This window comes from Nitrosomonas cryotolerans ATCC 49181 (assembly GCF_900143275.1).
Lineage (GTDB): Bacteria > Pseudomonadota > Gammaproteobacteria > Burkholderiales > Nitrosomonadaceae > Nitrosomonas > Nitrosomonas cryotolerans.
In genome coordinates this window covers 429,957-449,994 of record NZ_FSRO01000001.1, presented here as the reverse complement: position 1 = coordinate 449,994, position 20,038 = coordinate 429,957, and the positions used below count along the sequence as shown (strand labels likewise).

General features: G+C 46.6%; 18 protein-coding genes. 9 read left to right on the top strand and 9 right to left on the bottom strand.

The genetic code is table 11. The features are described from left to right. Positions 1-549: 549 nt before the first annotated feature. A complete protein-coding gene (gene acnA / locus BUQ89_RS01950; protein ID WP_028461986.1) occupies positions 550-3,270 on the top strand; it encodes an aconitate hydratase AcnA in 2,721 nt (906 codons plus the stop codon). A gap of 743 nt (positions 3,271-4,013) precedes the next feature. Next, on the top strand, positions 4,014-4,847 hold the full coding sequence (locus tag BUQ89_RS01945; RefSeq protein WP_028461987.1) for a hypothetical protein: 834 nt from the start codon (positions 4,014-4,016) through the stop codon (positions 4,845-4,847). A 164-nt stretch (positions 4,848-5,011) separates the two neighbouring features. On the opposite strand, the gene BUQ89_RS14490 is transcribed toward BUQ89_RS01945, so the two are convergent. From BUQ89_RS14490 to BUQ89_RS01935, 4 genes are all read right to left on the bottom strand, one after another. After that, positions 5,012-5,236, bottom strand: a complete 225-nt coding sequence (locus tag BUQ89_RS14490; RefSeq protein WP_425434848.1) for a DDE-type integrase/transposase/recombinase — start codon at positions 5,234-5,236, stop codon at positions 5,012-5,014. A 35-nt stretch (positions 5,237-5,271) separates the two neighbouring features. Next, positions 5,272-5,424, bottom strand: a complete 153-nt coding sequence (locus BUQ89_RS14485) for a hypothetical protein (RefSeq protein ID WP_425434875.1) — start codon at positions 5,422-5,424, stop codon at positions 5,272-5,274. A 57-nt stretch (positions 5,425-5,481) separates the two neighbouring features. Further along, complete coding sequence (locus tag BUQ89_RS13840) at positions 5,482-5,820, bottom strand: IS6 family transposase (RefSeq protein ID WP_028461989.1); 339 nt, start codon at positions 5,818-5,820, stop codon at positions 5,482-5,484. A 201-nt stretch (positions 5,821-6,021) separates the two neighbouring features. Then, a complete protein-coding gene (locus BUQ89_RS01935; RefSeq protein ID WP_051537645.1) occupies positions 6,022-6,234 on the bottom strand; it encodes a hypothetical protein in 213 nt (70 codons plus the stop codon). 331 nt (positions 6,235-6,565) lie between these two features. Between BUQ89_RS01935 and BUQ89_RS13650 the strand changes: the two genes are divergently transcribed. Both BUQ89_RS13650 and BUQ89_RS13835 read left to right on the top strand, forming a co-directional pair. Then, positions 6,566-6,727, top strand: a complete 162-nt coding sequence (locus BUQ89_RS13650; RefSeq protein ID WP_177183598.1) for a hypothetical protein — start codon at positions 6,566-6,568, stop codon at positions 6,725-6,727. Between the two features lie 273 nt (positions 6,728-7,000). Then, positions 7,001-7,330: a transposase gene (locus BUQ89_RS13835; RefSeq protein WP_028461990.1), complete on the top strand. Its 330-nt coding sequence runs from the start codon at positions 7,001-7,003 to the stop codon at positions 7,328-7,330. A gap of 382 nt (positions 7,331-7,712) precedes the next feature. Here the strand turns inward: BUQ89_RS13835 and BUQ89_RS01920 are convergent, their stop codons facing one another. The 3 genes from BUQ89_RS01920 to BUQ89_RS13825 all read right to left on the bottom strand — a co-directional run bounded on the left by BUQ89_RS01920 (position 7,713) and on the right by BUQ89_RS13825 (position 10,169). After that, positions 7,713-9,059: a cytochrome P450 gene (locus BUQ89_RS01920; RefSeq protein WP_028461991.1), complete on the bottom strand. Its 1,347-nt coding sequence runs from the start codon at positions 9,057-9,059 to the stop codon at positions 7,713-7,715. A gap of 504 nt (positions 9,060-9,563) precedes the next feature. Beyond that, on the bottom strand, positions 9,564-9,902 hold the full coding sequence (locus BUQ89_RS13830; RefSeq protein WP_218146760.1) for a hypothetical protein: 339 nt from the start codon (positions 9,900-9,902) through the stop codon (positions 9,564-9,566). Between the two features lie 6 nt (positions 9,903-9,908). Then, positions 9,909-10,169, bottom strand: coding sequence for a helix-turn-helix domain-containing protein (locus BUQ89_RS13825; protein ID WP_218146761.1), 261 nt, complete (start codon positions 10,167-10,169; stop codon positions 9,909-9,911). Between the two features lie 287 nt (positions 10,170-10,456). On the opposite strand from BUQ89_RS13825, the gene BUQ89_RS01910 reads away from it, so the two are divergent. Continuing rightward, complete coding sequence (locus BUQ89_RS01910) at positions 10,457-12,181, top strand: chloride channel protein (RefSeq protein WP_051537647.1); 1,725 nt, start codon at positions 10,457-10,459, stop codon at positions 12,179-12,181. Between the two features lie 180 nt (positions 12,182-12,361). On the opposite strand, the gene BUQ89_RS01905 is transcribed toward BUQ89_RS01910, so the two are convergent. Next, positions 12,362-13,276 carry a LysR family transcriptional regulator gene (locus BUQ89_RS01905; protein ID WP_028461993.1) on the bottom strand — a complete coding sequence of 305 codons (915 nt, stop codon included), beginning with the start codon at positions 13,274-13,276 and terminating at the stop codon, positions 12,362-12,364. Between the two features lie 127 nt (positions 13,277-13,403). Here BUQ89_RS01905 and BUQ89_RS01900 point away from each other — a divergent pair, with 127 nt between their 5' ends. Beyond that, the gene (locus BUQ89_RS01900; RefSeq protein WP_143071266.1) at positions 13,404-14,279 is read left to right on the top strand and encodes a pirin family protein; all 876 of its coding nucleotides are present in this window, start codon (positions 13,404-13,406) and stop codon (positions 14,277-14,279) included. Between the two features lie 173 nt (positions 14,280-14,452). Then, complete coding sequence (locus BUQ89_RS01895) at positions 14,453-15,442, top strand: glutathione S-transferase family protein (RefSeq protein WP_028461995.1); 990 nt, start codon at positions 14,453-14,455, stop codon at positions 15,440-15,442. A gap of 174 nt (positions 15,443-15,616) precedes the next feature. Here BUQ89_RS01895 and BUQ89_RS01890 read toward each other — a convergent pair whose 3' ends face one another. Further along, positions 15,617-15,952, bottom strand: coding sequence for a P-II family nitrogen regulator (locus BUQ89_RS01890; protein WP_028461996.1), 336 nt, complete (start codon positions 15,950-15,952; stop codon positions 15,617-15,619). 725 nt (positions 15,953-16,677) lie between these two features. Here BUQ89_RS01890 and BUQ89_RS01880 point away from each other — a divergent pair. Together BUQ89_RS01880 and BUQ89_RS01875 are read left to right on the top strand one after the other, a co-directional pair. After that, positions 16,678-17,949: an ATP-grasp domain-containing protein gene (locus BUQ89_RS01880; RefSeq protein WP_036573477.1), complete on the top strand. Its 1,272-nt coding sequence runs from the start codon at positions 16,678-16,680 to the stop codon at positions 17,947-17,949. Positions 17,950-17,985: 36 nt separating this feature from the next. Next, complete coding sequence (locus BUQ89_RS01875) at positions 17,986-20,007, top strand: CocE/NonD family hydrolase (RefSeq protein WP_036573481.1); 2,022 nt, start codon at positions 17,986-17,988, stop codon at positions 20,005-20,007. Positions 20,008-20,038: the final 31 nt, after the last annotated feature.

Genomic DNA, 20,038 nt, shown 5'->3' with positions numbered 1-20,038 from the left:
ATCATGAAGTCTTATGCTTGCCGCCCAATTCACTGGTCTTGAATTCTACCGTGCGCGACGAGACGTGGCGGCAGTCTTATCGCTGCTGGTAACACTGAAGGAGTTGAATTATGAGTAAAGAGAAAACCAAAAAGGAAGCTCAAAAAAGTCTAAAGGAAAAACGACAGGAGAAACGCGAAAAACGCGGTGCACAGGCTAAATAAGTCTGCTTTCGGGCACACAATTGTGTGCCCGAATTTTCGCTATTAGCTGTCGCTAGCTTCACAAAATTCTCGTTTCATCGTACTTGCCGCGTTATCGGAACTCGCGGAACAACAACCAGTCTCATTGATATATGTAGAGACTTTTGCAAAAGCCCTTGCCAGAAGCCTTTAACTATTGATTATAAAGGGTTAATTTTTCAACTATTGGAGTTTTGCAAAGGTCTCATGTAGTGAAGTGATGCGCGAATGCTGAGCAGCACTTTCGATTAGCCCGATCCAAGAATAATGCAGGTTCGCAGTCCGGTTAGACGAGTTGCCCAACGATCCCAGGCACAGGAGATAGAGAATGACGAATGACCCATTAGGTATTGCCGCGACTTTGACAACCGCCTCGGCAACTGCACAGTACGTAAGTCTCACCAAGCTGGCCGACAAGACCGGCGCAGAGATAGCCCGACTTCCTCACACCGTCAAGATCCTGCTGGAAAACATTGCCCGGCGGGCCGGTGGCAGGGATGTGTCGCAAGCTGACGTTGAAGCACTCGCGCATTGGCCGCATGGCGCGGATGCGTCTATCGCGTTTATGCCAGCTCGGGTCATGATGCAAGACTTCACCGGCGTTCCCGCCGTGGTTGACCTCGCAGCCATGAGAAGTGCGATCGCTCGAGCCGGTGGCGATCCAAAGACGGTCAATCCTTTCGTGCCGGTCGACTTGATCATTGACCACTCAGTTCAGGTCGATCGTTTCGGCAGCGCTGATGCCTACGACATCAATCTGGAATGGGAATACCGCCGTAATCGCGAACGTTACTCACTTCTCAACTGGGCTCAGCAGGCCTTTGACGGCTTCCGTGTAGTGCCTCCCGGAATGGGCATTTGTCATCAGGTCAATCTCGAACATCTGGGACGCGTCGTTTTCGAACGTGACGGTTGGGTATTTCCCGATACCTTGGTCGGCACCGATTCACACACACCCATGATTAATGGCCTCGGTGTATTGGGCTGGGGGGTAGGCGGCATCGAGGCGGAAGCGGCTATGCTTGGCCAACCGATGTTTCTGCCAAAACCTGTCGTGCTCGGGGTCAGGACGCGCGGCACACTACCGCCTGGAACGACGGCTACCGACTTGGTTCTGACGCTAGCTCAAATTCTCAGGGCGCACGGCGTGGTAGGCAAATTTGTCGAATTCTTTGGGCCAGGGTTGAGTTCCTTGAGCATCGCAGACCGTGCCACCCTGTCGAATATGTCGCCAGAATTCGGCGCGACGGCCACGCTTTTTCCTGTCGATTCGAACACGCTTGAGTATCTACGACTCACCGGACGTGACGACAGCGTCGATCTGGTCGAACGCTATACGCGTGAACAAGGCTTATTCCGGACCGACGATGCAGCCGAACCAAACTTCAGCGAAGTCCTCGACCTCGACTTGAGCAAAGTCGAACCCAGCGTCGCCGGGCCGAAGCGGCCACAGGATCGCGTCGCGCTGGCCGGTGTCAGGCAATCGTTCCGGTCCGTCATGGATGATGAAGCTACTGACGTGAGCCCGAATGAAATAGCCCGGCTCATCGCCGAAGGTTGCTCTGAGGCCGGTGAGTTTCTTAAAGCCTCGCCGGAACATTTGGGGCAACCAACCGCCGCCGCTTCGGTGACTGATGGATCGGTTGTCATCGCAGCCATCACAAGTTGCACCAATACCTCGAATCCGTCGGTTATGATCGCGGCCGGATTGCTGGCTCGCAAGGCTGTCGAAGCTGGCTTACAATGCCGTCCCTGGGTGAAAACCTCATTGGCGCCAGGCTCGCGCGTGGTCACACAATATCTGGATAAAGCGGGCCTTACCCCCTATCTAGAGAAATTGGGGTTCAATCTGGTAGGTTATGGCTGCACGACTTGCATTGGCAACTCCGGCCCATTGCCCGAAGAGATCGCCGAGGCGGTGACTACCAAGAAACTGGCCGTAGCAGCCGTGCTATCGGGCAACCGAAATTATGAGGGCCGCATACATAGTCAAGTAAAGGCCAGTTACCTGGCCTCGCCGCCGCTATGTGTCGCCTATGCACTGATCGGTACGGTTTTGTGCGACCTGAGTGTCGACCCGCTGGGGACAGACCAACAGGGAAATCCCGTCTATTTGAAGGACATCTGGCCGACCGCAGCAGAAATCGAAACGCTGGTAGCCGCAGCGGTGACCTCCGAGCAATTTGAACAAGAATACGGTCGTATTTTCGAAGGTGATGACAAATGGAAAAGCATGCCCGCACCTATCGGAACGTTGTTCGACTGGACCGATGACTCGACTTACGTTCGCGAACCCCCTTTCTTTATCGACTTTGCCGATACACCGGCATCACTGGCTGATATCCAGGGCGCGCGCGCATTGGCGATACTTGGAGATTCAATAACAACCGATCACATTTCACCGGCTGGTGCCATCGCCCTCGATTCCCCGGCGGGAAAGTATCTCATCGCACATAAAGTACCTGCGGATGAGTTCAACAGCTTCGGCTCTCGGCGTGGCAACCACGAAGTGATGATGCGCGGCACATTCGGCAATATTCGTTTGCACAACGCAATGGTTCCCGGTGTTGAGGGTCCCTGGACTATTCACACGCCCAGCGGCGACAAAATGACTATTTATGACGCCGCGATGCGATATTTACAGAAAGGCACACCGCTAGTGGTAATCGCAGGAAAGGAATACGGTTCGGGCAGTTCGCGCGATTGGGCGGCCAAAGGCGCTGCATTATTGGGTATTAAGGCGATTATTGCCCAGAGCTATGAACGCATCCATCGCAGTAACCTTGTCTGTATGGGTGTTCTGCCATTGCAATTCAAGGATGGCGAATCGGCGCAGTCACTGGGCTTAAGCGGCGACGAAACTTTTGCCATCACCGGGATCGGGAACGGTATTAAGCCGCGGCAAATTGCAAGCGTATCAGTCGTTCGGCAAGACGGTTCGCGAACAACATTCGATACGGTGGTGAGAATCGACGCCCCTGCGGAGGTCGAGTATTTTGTTAACGGCGGCATCCTGCAGATGGTTTTACGTCAATTACTCTCGACCTGATTCTCAATCGGATACGTATAAAAACACCGCGCATAGCGCTTTTACCAATCGCTTGCCGAACATGCACGATGTGCAGTTCGGCAAAGGCAGCGAACCTGGCATTTCAAATCGATAGATCAGGCTCAACGATTCCTGGAGGCTCATACATCTATCATCTATTCAACTTTGGCCGTCATATAGTGAGGCCTATGCAAAACCCCAATAGTTTAAAAATTAACTATTTATAATCAATAGTCAAAAATTTCTGGCGAGGGCTTTTGCAAAAATCTCATAGTGTCTGCCGGTGGCTATCGAGATTTGAGACAAAAGTACTTTTCCATCTTGGAATAAGGTTAGTTAGCATAAAGGCGATAGTTCCCGGGTTTGGTGCCCTACAAGAAATCAACTTGGCAACACCGGATTAATGCCCGCACTGACCGCTGCCTTTCGTTGTAAATCTGTTATTTAGCACACATTATTCCCGACTCCCATTAAATCCGGTGTCAAAGCATTTGGCGATCTCATTCCTCGGTAAGAATATAATGATTATCCTTAGTCTAAATTAGGCATTCCGTCTATATTATTTTCCCTCTGGAAGCTTACTATTGCCTTGCTCGGATATTTAATATATTTAAATTCTTATACATGCCTGCGTAATGTCCTTTGTTTTTCCAACAAAGCTCATAGAAAGTTTGATCGAGTCTAGGAAACGGGATTACGCAACAAAAATTGATTCTTAGAAGCTTCCATAAGGAGATATAAAAGTGATTAGTTATCGCCGATTCAAATCGCAAATAAGTATTACGCTTCTGGTCACGGCATTATCATGGTTGGTATGTAATTTGGCCGTCGCAGCTCCACCTACCAACGATACATTCACCAATTCAACCTCGGTCACTGTCGGGTTCAACGAAGTGCTCGACACAACAGAGGCAACCACAGATAGCGATGACGCCCAACTGAACATGTCATGCGGCGCCCCAGCAAGCGACGCCAGCGTTTGGTATTCATTTAATGCCACTTCTGACACGAACGTCGTGGTCGATGTTTCGCAATCCAACTACTCAGCTGGCGTCTTGGTAAGCGAGGGTAGCCAAGACAATTTACAGACCATCGCATGCGGGCCTGGGGCTGTGCCTTTTTTCGCAACAGCGGGTACGACCTACTATGTGCTGGCCATAGATGATCAGCTTGACGGGGGCGGCAATGGAGGGCTCTTGAGTATTTCGTTCAACGAAGTAGCACCAACCACACTGGACGACTTCACTGTAAACCCCGTCGGTATAGTTAATACCCGCACCGGTGTTGCGACGATTTCAGGAACGTACACTTGCAACAATGGTGACTTTCTTGGCTTGTTCGCAGATGCTAGCCAGGATGTCGGACGAATAGCCACCATTCGTGGAGATTTCTTTTTCTTCGACTCTGGCACATGCAATGGGACGTCGCACCCATGGTCTGGAAACGTTGTTCCGCAAAACGGCAAGTTTGCTGGTGGCAAAGCCATGACTATGACATTTGCGTTTACGTGCGGCCCATTCCAATGCGCTGATGGATACATAGAGCAGAAGATTCAACTGCGTGGCGGTAAGAAGTAAACATTAGCAGCTTGCACCGAAGGTGATGAGAAGCTCAACAAGACATCACCTTCATAAACTCTGCCGAAGGCGCAAGACTTTCTCTTGTCATTACGATTCCGTCGCATTAACCAAAACGCATATTTCAGATGAACTGGCATGCCATCCCTTTAAACTAGACGGATTCATTCTGCCAGCGTATAAAATTGTTCAGCAGAAGGCATCTTGTCAGCTCCCTCCATCATCATCATCTGGCCTTTGTGAATCATGTGTATTAGTTCGATGCCAGCCGGGATGTTTTTAGCTGATTGAAAAGACTTAAGTCCGAACATTGGCTTCGTTATTCGCTTCACTGCTCGATAATCTTGCTCTACCACATTATTGAGATATTTGACCTGACGAACCACCATGGGCATGTCCCTGTTGACGTTGATCTTATCAAGCGCTACTTTATTCGCACCACTTTTATCATCGTGACCTCTTTAGGAACGCCATTGGCTTGCATGGCTTTACCAAAGAAGCGTTTAGCAGCGGCTTTATCACGCTTGGCAGTTAATAGAAAGCGATTTCCACCATCATTGTCCACAGCGCTATACAGGCATTTCCAAATGCTTATAGCCTTGGAGACCTTTGTAAAACCCCAATAGTTGAAAAATTAATCCTTTACAATCAATAGTCGAAAACTTCTAGCGAGGGCTTTTGCAAAAGTCTCCCTTGATATGAGTCTCGCCCGTCCGCCAGCTTCCATCAACCGAGCACCTATGCTTTCTGAAAATCTTTTCCAGTAATGGTAAAAATCGAGCGCCCAACGGCTCACTGTAGAATGATTCACAGATACGCCACGCTCCTCCATCATTTCTTCCAGGTGCCGGCAACTTAACGGATACGCCGCGCACCAGCGGATATAGGCCAGAATCACCTCAACCGGAAATCGTATTTCTCTTTTACAACCAGTATGTAGCCTCACCATCTTTTCAATGTCAACAGCCCACACGGGAGGTATCCATGATCTCGCTTAGTGCGACAGAACCATTCAAAAAGATGTTAAATTTATAAACTCGCAAGATGATTAAATTTTTTCCAGCTAATTACTTAGCCGCAAGAAACCGAGATTACGCCAAACTGATTCATGTCCAACCTAACAGTATTTTATAACCGACTTGACTCTGGAAAAAGCTCCAGAGATTGCTCCTATTTAAGTTTTATAATAGGCACGTATGCTCTCCGCCCATGCTTGGTCAGCCATATTGGGCCAGCTGTCTTTATCAAAACCTGGTGCACTTTTGAATCTCTCTTTTTCTTCTTGAAGCACAAAACATTTGTTATCCGAATCAAGTGTTAATGCTTTCCACGGCGCTACAAAAAACTTTTCTCCTATTACTAAAATTACGTTACTGCTTCTTTTCACTACTATAATCCATAAGCATAGTAGCTATTTTTAAAGCTACCCCTATCATGCTTGAAATTACGCAGTTTAATTCGATTTTAATGAGAAGATTACATGAGGTCTGTGCGAAGACCCACATAGAGCTTCACCTCTGCTAATTCCCGCAGATAAGTGTGGTTCTGCACTTTACGAATATTTGCGACGAAACCCGAATTCAGGATTGCTAATCGTCATATAATTTAATTTTAAACTGGATGTCTGGGTGCTGTTCTTTGAAAAAACTGGGAAAATTTCAACACTGATTGACAGTGCTGAGCCTTCACATAAGCCAACCCGAATAAGAGAACGAGGTATGCGCCGTTTCAAATTGATAGATCAGGTTCAACGATTCCTGGAAGCTCATGCTGCTGTGAGCAATCTATTCAACCTTTGCCGTCATCTGATATCTGCCAGTCACTATCGAGATTTGAGACAAGGTACTTTTGCGTCTTGGAAAGAAATTACGTTAGCTTGAAAGCTAAATTTCTAGAACTGGTGCCCTATGAAAGTTCACTTGGCAATACCTAGAATTCGCATACAGCAAAAATATAGTTTACTTGTTTTTGCACATCATCAGTAAAAGTTGAAACACCACTGAAAAAGAGATCTGAAAGATTAATTGCACCAAACAGCCCAAACGTAGTGGTAATTGAAATAGCGGGCAGGAAGCTTACAAACAAAGGGTCAAGTCTTGCTGTGCCATATATAGCCAGCTATCCTATAATGCAATTAAATCGAAGATGCAAAAATGGCAAGGCCACCAAAAATAGAACCGCCTAGAGGTTTGCACCATGTAACGTCCCGAGGAAATTACCGAGATAGAATTTATCCTGATGATTTTGTTCGTGTTTTATGGCTGGAGCTGTTAGGGCGAGTTTGTGAGCGATTTAATTGGATTTGTCATGCCTATTGTCTGATAGATAATCAGCATCATATCGTGGTGGAAACAGTTAAAGGAAATTTGTCTAAGGGCATGCGGCAGCTGAACGGTCTCTATACGCAATATTTTAATCGCACCCACAATCCTGGCAGTGAGATTTTTGTCGATAAAATGCAGCCGCATATGAAATCAGACTAAAATATCAGTAAAATCCGGCGAGCACAGCGAAAACCCATGCCCAAGCCACTTCCGCATTATTCATCTATTAACAATAGAAATGAAGGGATTGTAGCGGCATATCAAACGGGTGATTACGCCATGAAACAGATTACAGGAGACTTTTGCAAAAGCCCTCGCCAGAAGTTTTCTACTATTGATTATAAATAGTTAATTTTTTAACTATTGGGGTTTTGCAAAGGTCTCTACAGGTGAATTTGGATTGCATTACGCGACCGTTAGTCGGGTTATCAAAAAAGCAGAAGGAAATCAGTGTGCCTCTACAAGACCTGACTCTTTCTCCAAAAACAATCTTTTCAACAGCTTTTATGGATAACAGAGCCGCCGAATTGAATGATTATTTTTATCGCCATTTCAACCAGACTGGAATTCCACCCTTGGGTCTCAGGGTAATCGCCATCTCAATCTCCACTTCGTCCTTGTCAAGCAGCTGCAAATCACAATGCTGAACGATCATGCTGAGCAAAAGCTGACTTTCCAATAATGCGAAATGACTACCGATGCAGATGCGCTCGCCTGTCCCGAACGGCATGAACGAAAACCTGCGATTTTCGTGTATTAAAAACCGCTCAGGGTCGAACTGCTCCGGTTGCGACCAAAATTCGGCATGATGATGAAGATTGAATATGCTGAATATCGCAAGTCTGCCAGCTTTCAAGAAGTAGCCATCGATCTCGGTATCCTTATTAACTCTACGCAGCATGATTCCAGCAGGTGGGCGAAAGCGCAGTGATTCATTGAGCACGGCTTTAGCATAAACAAGCTGCTGCAAATCTGTCGCATCCGGTATTTTTCCTTGCAGCAAGCTGTCAAGTTCCTGGCGCAGTTTCGCGAGTACATCCGGATGCCGGGCCAATAAGTATAAGGTCCAGCTCAACAAATTCGCGGTGGTTTCATGGCCTGCACCAAAAATGGTGATAACTTCATCCCGAAGCTGTCTGTCAGTCATCTGCTCGCCGGTGTTGTCATCGCTTGCTTTTAACAGCATATCCAGCAAGTCGTTATGCGTGGATGGCGTAGCGCGGCGTTCATTGATGATTCCATATATGAGCTCATCGATTATTCCCAATGCCTGCTTGAATTTTTGATTAGCCGGGGTGGGTACATACAACGGGAGCATCAAGGGATTAACGATGGTTTCAGCGGCATACCTGAGCAAGATATCCAGGGAGGGAGATATCTGTTCTATCTTATCGAGAACGCTGGTGCTGAACATGGTCTGGGTGATCCCCTCCAGCGTCAACTGCGTCATTTCCCTGGAAAGATTAATCTCCGCGCCCTCACCCAGCTTCCGCCACCTATCCAGCATATTGCTGCCTGCGGTGGCGATTTGCGGTAACAGTGTGGTTATATTGCTCCTCTGAAAAACCGGCTGCATCAACCGCCGTTGCCGTTGCCACAAATCACCTTGGCTTGTTACTAATCCCTTCCCCAGAACTAATTCCAGGCCAATTGGTTTTCCGTCACCGCGTATTTTTACAAAATCATCGCTTTGCTTGATCAGGGCTTGCTCAACCAGCTTCGGATGACTGAACAGATAAATATGGCGGCCAGCTAACCTGAAGCTGACCAGGTCACCGTAATCTCGCTGCCAGTCACAAAGCGCTTGAAATGGATTCGCGATCATCTTGCTTAAATTGCCAAGCAGGAAATCGCCCTTTACCTGAGGAACTGTTTTGTTATTCGGCATCGTCAATACAATCGGTAGTATCAGTCATGAGTTCATCAGCAGTCGATACAACGTATAGACCAGTCAGATGCAGCAAGTCGAACAAAAGCAACTCCGCCACCTGTTCTTACCCAGCTTTCGCTAATGGATCCTGACAAAACCGGGCGTTGCCGATCAAGCAACATGTGATTGATCTTCCTATCCGAATTCAGGATGAAAAGTTATTTTGAATATTATTGATCAAACGTTATGGCAAGCGGGGTACAGGAGAAATAAAGCACCTTTTCCACGGACATTGAATGTACTGAAATCCGGCTCGACTGTCAAACACGGTGATAATCGATCGAAAAATGACTGTATTCCGGTTTAGTTAGCATGAAAGTTCAGAAATTTTGTCGCGTTTTGGCACTTCGGGCGAAAAGCGCCCAGGGGGGGGGTAAAGGTCAGCTCAGTGACGAAGAGGATTGAAAGGAGCCAGCACGAGATCAGGTTGGCTCGAAAAGATCGTGGATTTGTGCAAATGCTCTAAATAGTGCAGTCACCAAACGAAAGAATAGCGAAGTGCGTTAATCCTAAGTCAATGCCGACTTTGCCGCTAACCCTTGGCTTTCGCGCAACAGCGTCGTCGCAAAGCATAGAAACGGGGTATCGACCCGCTGAGTCTTTAGAGACTGTTGCAATGGTTAGTTTTGTTGCCTTAGGAAGGGTGCGCGACCATCTAATATTCAGTGGATCTTTCATCTTCGCCAGCTTCAGAAACTTACCGTCCCACTTGAAGGCACTGGACGTGTATTCAGCCGATTGCTTCTCATGCTTGCTTTTGAATGACGGGTATTTGGCTCGTTTGGCAAAGAAATTACCCAATGCCGTTTACAGGTGGCGGAGAGATTGCTGCACAGGAACACTGGAAACTTTGTTCAGCCATTCAAATTCAGGCTCTTTTTTTAACTCAGTCAACAAAGAAGAGGTAGCATGATACCCGATTCTTTTTTTCTCGGTATACCAGGCATCAGAGCGAACGCGCAACATCCGATTATAGACAAATCTGGCGCACTCGAATGTTTGAGCCAGAATAGTTTCTTGCTCAAACGTTGGGTAAAACCTGAATTTGTATGCGCGCTTGATTTCCATTAACATACTTTAACAGAAATAGGTGAAAACACAGGCTTCAGTATCAGCGAAGCTGATTCCCTATCCATCCCCGGCCTTAAGACTGGGGTTTTCCGGAAGTTGAGATGATAACAACCTGTTATCAAGGCAGGGATGCATCGGCAAAATCGATTGCTGCAAATAGCTAATTTTTAGAGTGAAGTGAAAATTACATAATCCTTCGCTGGCCTGAAAAAATCAGCGAGGCTTTTTCAACACCCTGCCAAAGCAGACCTCAACCGAAACATCTACGGGAGTATAGCGCTGACATGTGGTTGCTCGATCTTCAACGTACACCGCGCCTGATCCTGATCTGCATCGTACTTGGTGTGATCGGGGCGCTGGGTGCGCAAGTGTTCCTGCTGCTGCTGCAGTTCTTCGACACCTATGTTCTCACCGCTATCGGTGGATTCCAGACAATCGACGTCGAGACGGCTCATGCGACGGCCAAAGCACCCCAGCCGTTCACGCACTGGTATTGGTGGATGCCGGTTTCGACCACACTGGGTGGGCTAGCGGCGGGCCTACTGATCTACGGATTGGCCCCCGAGACCGAAGGGCATGGCACCGATGCCACACTGATCGCCTTTCACCGCAACAACGGACGAATGCGAGCACGGGTGCCATTTGTCAAAACGCTGGCCAGCGCGATCACCATAGGTACTGGTGGCTCCGGCGGCCGCGAAGGGCCAACGGCACAGATCGCCTCGGGAGCTGGCGCGATCATCGCACAGCTGTTTAAACTACCCGATGATGAGCGCCGGATCGTAATCCTGATCGGTATGGCTGCCGGACTGTCGGCAATCTTCAAGAGTCCGCTGGGGACCGCAATCTTCGCGGTCGAAATTCTCTATTCGCGGATGACCTTCGAGGGCGCGGCTCTGATCTTCACTTTAATCTCGGCCTCGGTTGCCTATTCCATCACCGGAATGTTCTCTGGCTTTACGCCGCTGTTCCTATTGTCGGAAAGCAGTCGCGAATTGATTCCACTGGATCTGTTGTGGTTCAGCCTGCTCGGTGTGCTGGCAGGTGTAGTGGGTGCGATGATGCCATGGATTTACTACGGGGTCCGCGACTGGTTCGTGGCGTTGAAGGTACCACGCGTAATCAAACCGGCCATCGGCGGCTTGGCCGTCGGCCTGATCGGCATTGCACTTCCACCGATCACCGGCGGTGGCTATGACTATATGCAGTTTGTGCTTCAGGGCGGATCGGGGTTAACAATAGGGTTATTGCTGCTTTTCACCTTCGGTAAAATTCTCACGCTTTCGTTAACCGTGGGCTCGGGCGGATCCGGTGGCGTATTCGGGCCAACGCTCTATGTCGGAGTCATGCTCGGTGGTGCCTTTGCCAGCCTGCTGCACATGATGCACATCGAAATCGATGGCGGCTGGCTGGCAGTCGTCGGCATGGCCGCAATCTTTGCCGGGACTGCTCGTGTACCCATCGCCTCGATGGTGATGGTGATTGAAATGACGGGCGGCTTCACGCTGATTATGCCAACGATGCTGGCTGTCGCCATCGCCTTTTTAGTACAACTGCTGCTGTCCCGCCACGCCAAATACCCAACGATCTACGAATGCCAAACCAGCACCCCGGCAGACAGCCCGATCTACCACAAAGCCTACTACCAGGCGGCAGCTGAACTGCTTCGCCGCCAACAGGTCTATCTCGACCGCGACATCCTGGACAGTCAGTTACAGGCGGCACTGGACAGCGACGAAGGTATCGCAATGCGTATGCGGCAGGGGCGGCTTTACCGCCTTTCAATACCGCCAGGTTCACCAGTCGCTGGTAGCGAAGTGCGCAGCCTGGGCCTGGACAAAATGGGTACGCTCATCGTCGGCGTGTTCCGCGGAGAAAGCGATATCATCCCCAGCGGCAGTACGCGACTACAAGTCCATGACAGTCTGCTAGTGGCCACTACCGACGAGTCTATCCTAAAGTTCCGCGCCTTGATCGCACCGCCGCAAGCGGAAGAATCCCCTTCATAACATGAGACTTTTGCAAAAGCCTCTGAGGGTTTAAGTCAGAGGGATTTTGGTTCGTCGAAGACATCAAACAGCGAAAGGTACAGCTGACAAGGTGATTTAAGGTTCACAATGAGTCTATCAGTTCATAAATCGGAAATAAACATCAGTAATTGCAAAATATTATCCACTTTTTAAGAATGATTAAACATTAATATGTTGATCCCAATAAGGGTTGTCGCCAAACCGTTCAGCTAAAAAATCAATTAGCACGCGTGTTCTTTGTGACAAATAGCGCGTTTGTGGATAAACCGCATAGGCATTAAGTCGAGGCGGGTCGTAATCAGATAGTATTGGCACCAATTCGCCACTAGCAATTGCTTTCCAGGAAATAAAAGTGGGTGTCATAACAATGCCGTGCCCTGCAATAGCCATATCTTTTAGAAAATCGCCATTATTAGCAATCATATGAGCCGAAACATTAATGCTATGTTGCTCTCCTTGTTTATCTGTGAGCTTCCAGGTAGATGAGCTGGATAAGTTGTAATGCAGCAATCGATGACGCTTTAAATCACAAGGTGTTTTAGGCGTACCCTGTTCTTTTAGATAATCCGGACTGGCACAGAGCACGTGTTTAATCGGGGACAGCTTACGTGCGATCAAGTTTGAATCTTTTAACGCCGCGATGCGGAAAGCAAGATCCAGCCCCTCTTCGACCAAATCTACCTGACGGTCAGAAAAATTAATATTGATGGTCAGTTTAGGGTGTTGTTTGATAAAGGCATTAATCGCTGACGATAGGTGGCACAGTCCAAACGATAACGGTGCCGCCAGATTTATCCTCCCTTCAAGAGCAATATTGGCATCTTCCGTTAAGGCATTTAACTCAGCAACATCGTTAACAATCTTTATTGCGCGTTCATAATAACTCCACCCGGCTTCGGTTAAGCTCGATGTACGTGTGGTTCGGTTTAATAAACGTACGCCCAGACGTGTTTCCAGCTCAACCAATCGACGGCTGACAGCAGATTTAGCCAGATTCATCTGATCGGCAGCGCGACTGATCCCACCAGCATCTACCACGTGGATAAACACATTCATGTCTTCTAGTTGGCCCATTATGATAGTTCTCAAAAAGTGAATAATATTTTGCCATTATTGATGTTTATTCCTGATTTATGAACAGATAGACTCATTGAACCTTAAATCAATTTATTTTCTTTTAGAAAACAAAACTGAGGAAATCATGATGCAAACATCAATCAAAATGAAACTCGCTGCAAGAGAATTAAAAATATTAACCTCCGGCCAGCCGGTTTCCGACGGTGATGGCGTAAAGATGATACGTGTGATTGGCACACCCGAACTAAATATGCTGGACCCGTTTTTATTATTTGATGTATTTGAAACGGACCAGGCACAGGATTACATCGGTGGTTTTCCTGATCATCCACACCGTGGTTTTGAAACGGTCACCTATTTATTAGCAGGACGGATGCGCCATAAAGACAGTGCGGGTCATGAAGGCGTGATTGAAGCCGGCGGTGTGCAATGGATGACGGCCGGAAAAGGGATTATCCATTCAGAAATGCCTGAGCAGAAAGATGGCTTGTTGCAGGGCTTTCAACTGTGGGTCAATCTGCCGGCCAGTGAAAAAATGTGTGCACCTGTTTATCAGGAATTTCCAGCACATAAAATTACCGTCGAACATTTGGATAATGGTGCTGAAGTACGTGTGATCGCCGGGTCGACTAATAACGGCACAACCGGCCCCGTGATTAATCAGTATGTGAATCCGATTTATATGGACGTTTTATTACCTAAAGGTCAGACATTTGAGCAGGCTGTAGGTGCTGATGACAATGTTTTTATTTTTGTTATTAGCGGTGAGCTATCTGTCGGTGATTCAATGCGCAAGATTAATCGCCATCAAATGGGCGTCTTACATAATGGCGATCAAGTCGTTGTTACTGCCAATCAAGAAACGCGATTTTTATTAGTGGCAGCGCACCCCTTAAATGAACCGGTTGCGCGTGGCGGTCCGTTTGTCATGAATACCAAGGCAGAAGTATTACAAGCATTTGAAGATTTCAGGCAAAATAAATTAATATTTACTAATTAGGGGAGCAGAAAACCAAAATCGAAGAGCAACTCAATCCAACGCATATAATACAAGTAGTAATTATTTTTTTGAGCTTCCAAGGCATTACTCACAGAAGTCGAAGCAGGGTTTTTTGCCCTATTGGGTAACAAGTCGATGACAGCACAGCAATTGCGCATAAATAAGGAATTAAAATGGGTATATTAATTGACGGGCAGTGGCAAGACATTTGGTATCCAACCGAAGAAACTCAAGGACGGTTTGTTCGTTCAGCGGCCCAGTTTCGTAACTGGATTACCGCGGATGGTTCTGCTGGACCAACTGGGCGTGCAGGGTTTAAGGCGGAAGCAGGACGTTACCATTTATACGTATCTTATGCCTGCCCATGGGCGAATCGCACGCTGATCTTTCGTAAAATTAAAGGGCTGGAAAAAATGATTTCCTTGTCCAACGTGCACTGGCATATGGCTGAAGAAGGCTGGACCTTTGACGATGGAGAAGGTGTCATTGCCGATCCGCTCTTTAATGCAGCCTATTTACGCGAAATTTATTTACATGCAAACAATAACTATTCAGGCCGTGTTACGGTTCCCGTCCTTTGGGATAAAAAAACCAACACGATTGTTTCCAATGAGTCTTCTGAAATCATTCGCATGTTTAATAGTGCCTTTGATACATTAGGTGCTATTGAAGGTGATTATTATCCTGAAAACTTGCGTGAAGATATTAATGCACTCAATGCACGCATCTATGACACAGTAAACAATGGCGTTTATAAAGCTGGCTTTGCTACGACACAGGAAGCCTATGAAGAAGCGCTTATTCCTTTATTCGAAACCCTGGATTGGTTAGAGCAAAGGCTGGCAACGCAACGCTATTTAACCGGCAATCAAATCACCGAGGCAGACTGGCGTTTATTTACCACACTCATTCGTTTTGATCCCGTATATGTCGGACACTTCAAATGTAATCTGAAACGTCTGGTTGATTACCCAAATCTTTGGGCCTATACGCGTGATCTTTATCAACAGCCGGGTGTTGCCGAAACGATTAATATGGTTCATATTAAAAATCACTACTATAGTAGCCATGCCAGCATCAATCCAAGCGGTGTGGTGCCTCTAGGGCCAGTGATCGACTTTAACTCCCCTCACTCTCGCAACAAACAACAGACTCAACCTTAGTCCAAACAAAAATAGAAGGAAATCCACTATAAGCTTGCCCGCAGACAAAATGGATAATCCACATCACAAGCCCTCTAAAAATCTACCGCAAAGCGATAATACGCCGATCTTTGTAAAATTATATTTATAAAGCCCGATTAAAAGCAGCCTTCAATTTAACCTGGCAATGCCATCTTAGATGCATTTCTCTCCTTTTTGTTTGGTTGTGATATCAATAACATCATCAATTGTAGAGATGAAGATTTTGCCATCACCCAAATTACCTGTATGAGATGCTTCTATAATTGCTGATACTATTTCGTCTACTTTGGAATCTTCAACAACGATGTAAAATATTACAACATCATTGTATTTTTCAATGTATCGACCTGGCCCTGGCTGAACGTTCCTAGGTCCTTGTCCACGACCCTTTCCAGGAATTACGGTCAATCCACCAATTTCTAATTTTCGCAAAGCATCTAAAATGTTTTTTTCTCTGGATGCAAGAACAATCGCCTCTATCTTTTTCATATATTTCCTTGTAAACATGTAGTTTAAAAATTTATTTCTAAAATACTCAGCGTTGATATGCTTTAAATATTAAGCAGGAGATATAGGAAAAATAAGCTACCTTTTCCATGAATTTTGAATGTACTGAAAGCGGGCTCGATTGTCAAACATGATGATAATCGATCGAAAAATGGCGCTATGTCGCTTCAGTTAACACGAAAAATTAAAGATTTTTCCGCATTTTGGCGCTTCAGGCAAAAGATGCCCAAGGGTGGGTTTTAACATCAGCGCAGCTGACTCCCTATCCATCCCCGACCTTAAGACCGGGGTTCTCCGGGGGTCAGATAAAAAAATGAATTCCGTCGATCCAAAATCTTGTTGGGCGGAAAAAAAGTTTGAGTTGACTGAAGGGTCCTTAGTGAAGCATTGATGATTCTCGCTAATAGGTTTGCCATTTACCGGTTCAAAGTTTCATCGTTTATTTATTTTAATCAAGCACCAACGTGGCTCACTTAAAATATTAATCCAAATCAAAATGTTACCTGAAATAGCTTATAATTTCAGTAATACTAAGAGCAATGATTTGATTAAATTCTTGACAACTGAACACCTGATGCAGTCTACTATTAAGCTCCGGCAGTTCCTCAACCTGCCTGATGCCTGAGTTTGTTTAACTGGCTGTAATACTTAATTGACTCAGGTTATCCAGTGAAGAGGAATCGCTATATCGTCTAATTGAGAATCGTATGCCAAAAAACATTTTTGTCATTGGCTTTGATAACTTTAATTATGCCCTGCTAGAACCTATTGGGAAGAAAAAAAACTATCGCTTTCATTCTCTCCTGGCGACGAATGAAGTTAAGCGGCAGAAACATTACTTTCCCGAAAATCTGTTATCCAAAGCTGAGGAACGGCTCAAGCAATTTTCCGGGTCAATCGACGCGATTGTTGGCTACTGGGATTTTCCTACTACATGTCTCGTCCCTTTCTTGAATAAGAAAATGGGTCTTCCGGGCCCTTCTCTTCAAAGTGTCTTAAAATGCGAACATAAATATTGGAGTCGTGTTGAGCAAAGCCAGGTGACGCAAGATATTCCAAAGTTTTGTGTATTTAACCCGCATGATAAAGATGTGCGGTCCAAGATCAATCTGGCTTATCCATTCTGGATTAAACCGGTAAAGTCATTTGCATCTCATTTAGGATTTCGCATTCATAATGATAAAGAATTTAAAGAAAGCATTGCGATAATTCGCGAAGGAATTGGGCGATTTTCCACACCATTTAATTACTTTCTTAATCAGATTACGCGTCCACAATCCGTCGCTGATATCAATGGGGAATTCTGCATCGCTGAATCAATTATTTCGGGGCGGCAGTGTACACTTGAGGGCTATGTGTATCATGGTCAGGTGGAAATCTATGGTGTCATCGATTCCATTAGAGAACCTAATCGATCAACATTCTCCAGGTATCAATACCCATCCCACCTGCCTCAACGAATTCAGCAGCGGATGATCAGCGAAGCGCAGAAAGTCATGAACCATCTACAGTATGATAATGCGCCCTTTAATATTGAATTTTTCTATGAGGAACGCCACGATCATATCTGGTTGCTGGAAATCAACCCCCGAATTTCACAATCTCATTGCGATATCTTTAGAAAGGTGGACGGCGCTTCCCATCATGAAGTCATGATTGATCTTGCACTTGGAGATCAGCCGGATTTTCCCAAAAGAAAGGGAAATTTTCATTGTGCCGCTAAATTTTTCTTCCGCACACATCATAATGGCGTTTTAAAACAAGTCCCAGGTCAAGAACAGATTCAACGCGTAAAAAAACGTTTTCCTGATGCATTAATTAACATTCATGTAAAAGAAGGCATGCGGCCTTCAGATTTGCAGAGTCAAGAAAGCTACAGCTATGAATTAGGGTATGTTTGTATGGGCGCTGACAATGAGCATGCACTGCTGGACAATCACCGGCAATGTCTTGAAATTTTAAAATTCGAATTTCAGTAACCATCAATTTATTGACCGATAAATAAGGGAGCATCTTTGAAGATAGCGACCACTTTTCCTCATCAAATTCGTGAAATAGAACATCTATGGATCACTATGTCTGACGGTGTCCGGTTGTCGGCAAAAATTTGGTTACCAGACACCGCAGAGGCAATACCAGTCCCCGGAATTTTAGAATATATTCCCTATCGTAAACGTGATAGCGCCGCTTACCGTGACTCGACCATTCATCCCTATTTTGCGGGATATGGCTATGCCTGTGTGCGGGTTGATCTGCGCGGCAGTGGTGATTCTGAGGGCGTGCTGAAAGATGAATATTTAGCTCAGGAATTACAGGATGGGATCGAGGTGTTGCAATGGATCGCGGCACAGCCTTGGTGCAATGGATCAATCGGCATGATGGGGATTTCCTGGGGAGGCTTTAATGCGTTACAAATAGCCGCGCTTCGTCCTCCACAATTGAAGGCTATCATCACTATCTGCTCGACCGATGATCGTTATGCCGATGACATTCATCATATGGGTGGATGTCTGCTGAGTGATAATCTTTCCTGGGCATCAACCATGTTTGCCTATAACTCCTGTCCGCCAGATCCTTTAATCGTCGGAGAAAAATGGAAGGCACTTTGGTTAGAACGGTTAAAGGGCAGTGGTTTATGGCTGGACACTTGGTTGCGCCACCAACGACGCGATGCATACTGGAAACATGGCTCCATTTGTGAAGATTTCTCTGCAATTACTTGCCCCGTTTTTGCCATCAGTGGGTGGGCTGATGGATATTCCAATGCGGTGCTTCGGCTGCTGGCTAATCTAAAAACACCCCGAAAAGGTCTCATTGGTCCTTGGAGCCATCGATATCCACACTTAGGTATTCCTGGACCCGCCATTGGTTTTCTTCAGGAAGCGTTGCGTTGGTGGGATAAATGGCTAAAAGGCATTGATACAGGCATTATGGATGAGCCCATGTTGCGCGTCTGGATGCAGGACAGTGTCCCGCCGACCACTTATTATGCAGAGCGGCCTGGCCGCTGGGTCTGTGAAGCTTCATGGCCTTCATCCACCATTGACTATCATGCTTACACATTAGCCAAAGGGGAACTGGATGATTCCGGTGCAAAAATTCCTGTAACTGCTTTGACGATTCAATCACCTCTCAGCGTAGGGTTGTTTGCCGGAAAATGGTGTTCCTATGCAGCTGGTCCTGACTTAGCGCATGATCAACGAGAGGAGGATGGTGGCGCGCTGGTATTTGATAGTGCACCGCTCAATAAATCGATGGAGATTCTTGGCTCACCAGTCATCGAGCTTGACCTGCATGCGAACAAGCCTATCGCTATGGTGGCGGTTCGTTTATCCGATGTAGCCCAGGATGACAAAGCAACCCGAATTACGTATGGTTTATTAAATCTCACGCATCGGAATAGCAGTGAAAATCCTGAACCTGTGCAACCGGGGGAGCGGTTCCGAGTGCAGGTGCAATTAAACGATATTGCCCAGGTCTTTCCGCAAGGGCATCGGCTCCGTCTTTCTATTTCAACGTCGTATTGGCCACTGGCCTGGCCGCCACCTGAACCAGTCCGTCTTTCAATTTATTCTGGGACGAGTATTTTTAAAATACCGGCGCGCCACCCGCGTGAATCCGATTATCAGTGTCATGAATTCGGCGAAGCGGAAGGTTCTAAACCCCTTAAAAAATCACTCATAGAACCCGAACATCATAACTGGCACGTTATTCGGGATCTAGCCAAGGATGAATCCACCTTGAAAGTGGTCAACGATAGAGGCATATACCGGCTCGAAACGATAAATCTCGAAGTCCAAAGCAAAACGATAGAAAGATATACCTATCGTGCCGATGATTTTTTGTCGGTGAAAGGGGAAACACACTGTACTCGCGGATTCAAGCGTAACGATTGGTTCGTAAAAACGATCACACGCACCACGCTGACTTCTAATGCCACCCATTTTCATTTACTCGCTGATCTGGATGCCTATGAAGGTCAAAAGCGAGTCTATTGTGTCAGCTGGGATCGAAAAATTCCACGTGATTATGTTTAACTTGGTTATCCCACTTATAAAATAACTGTTT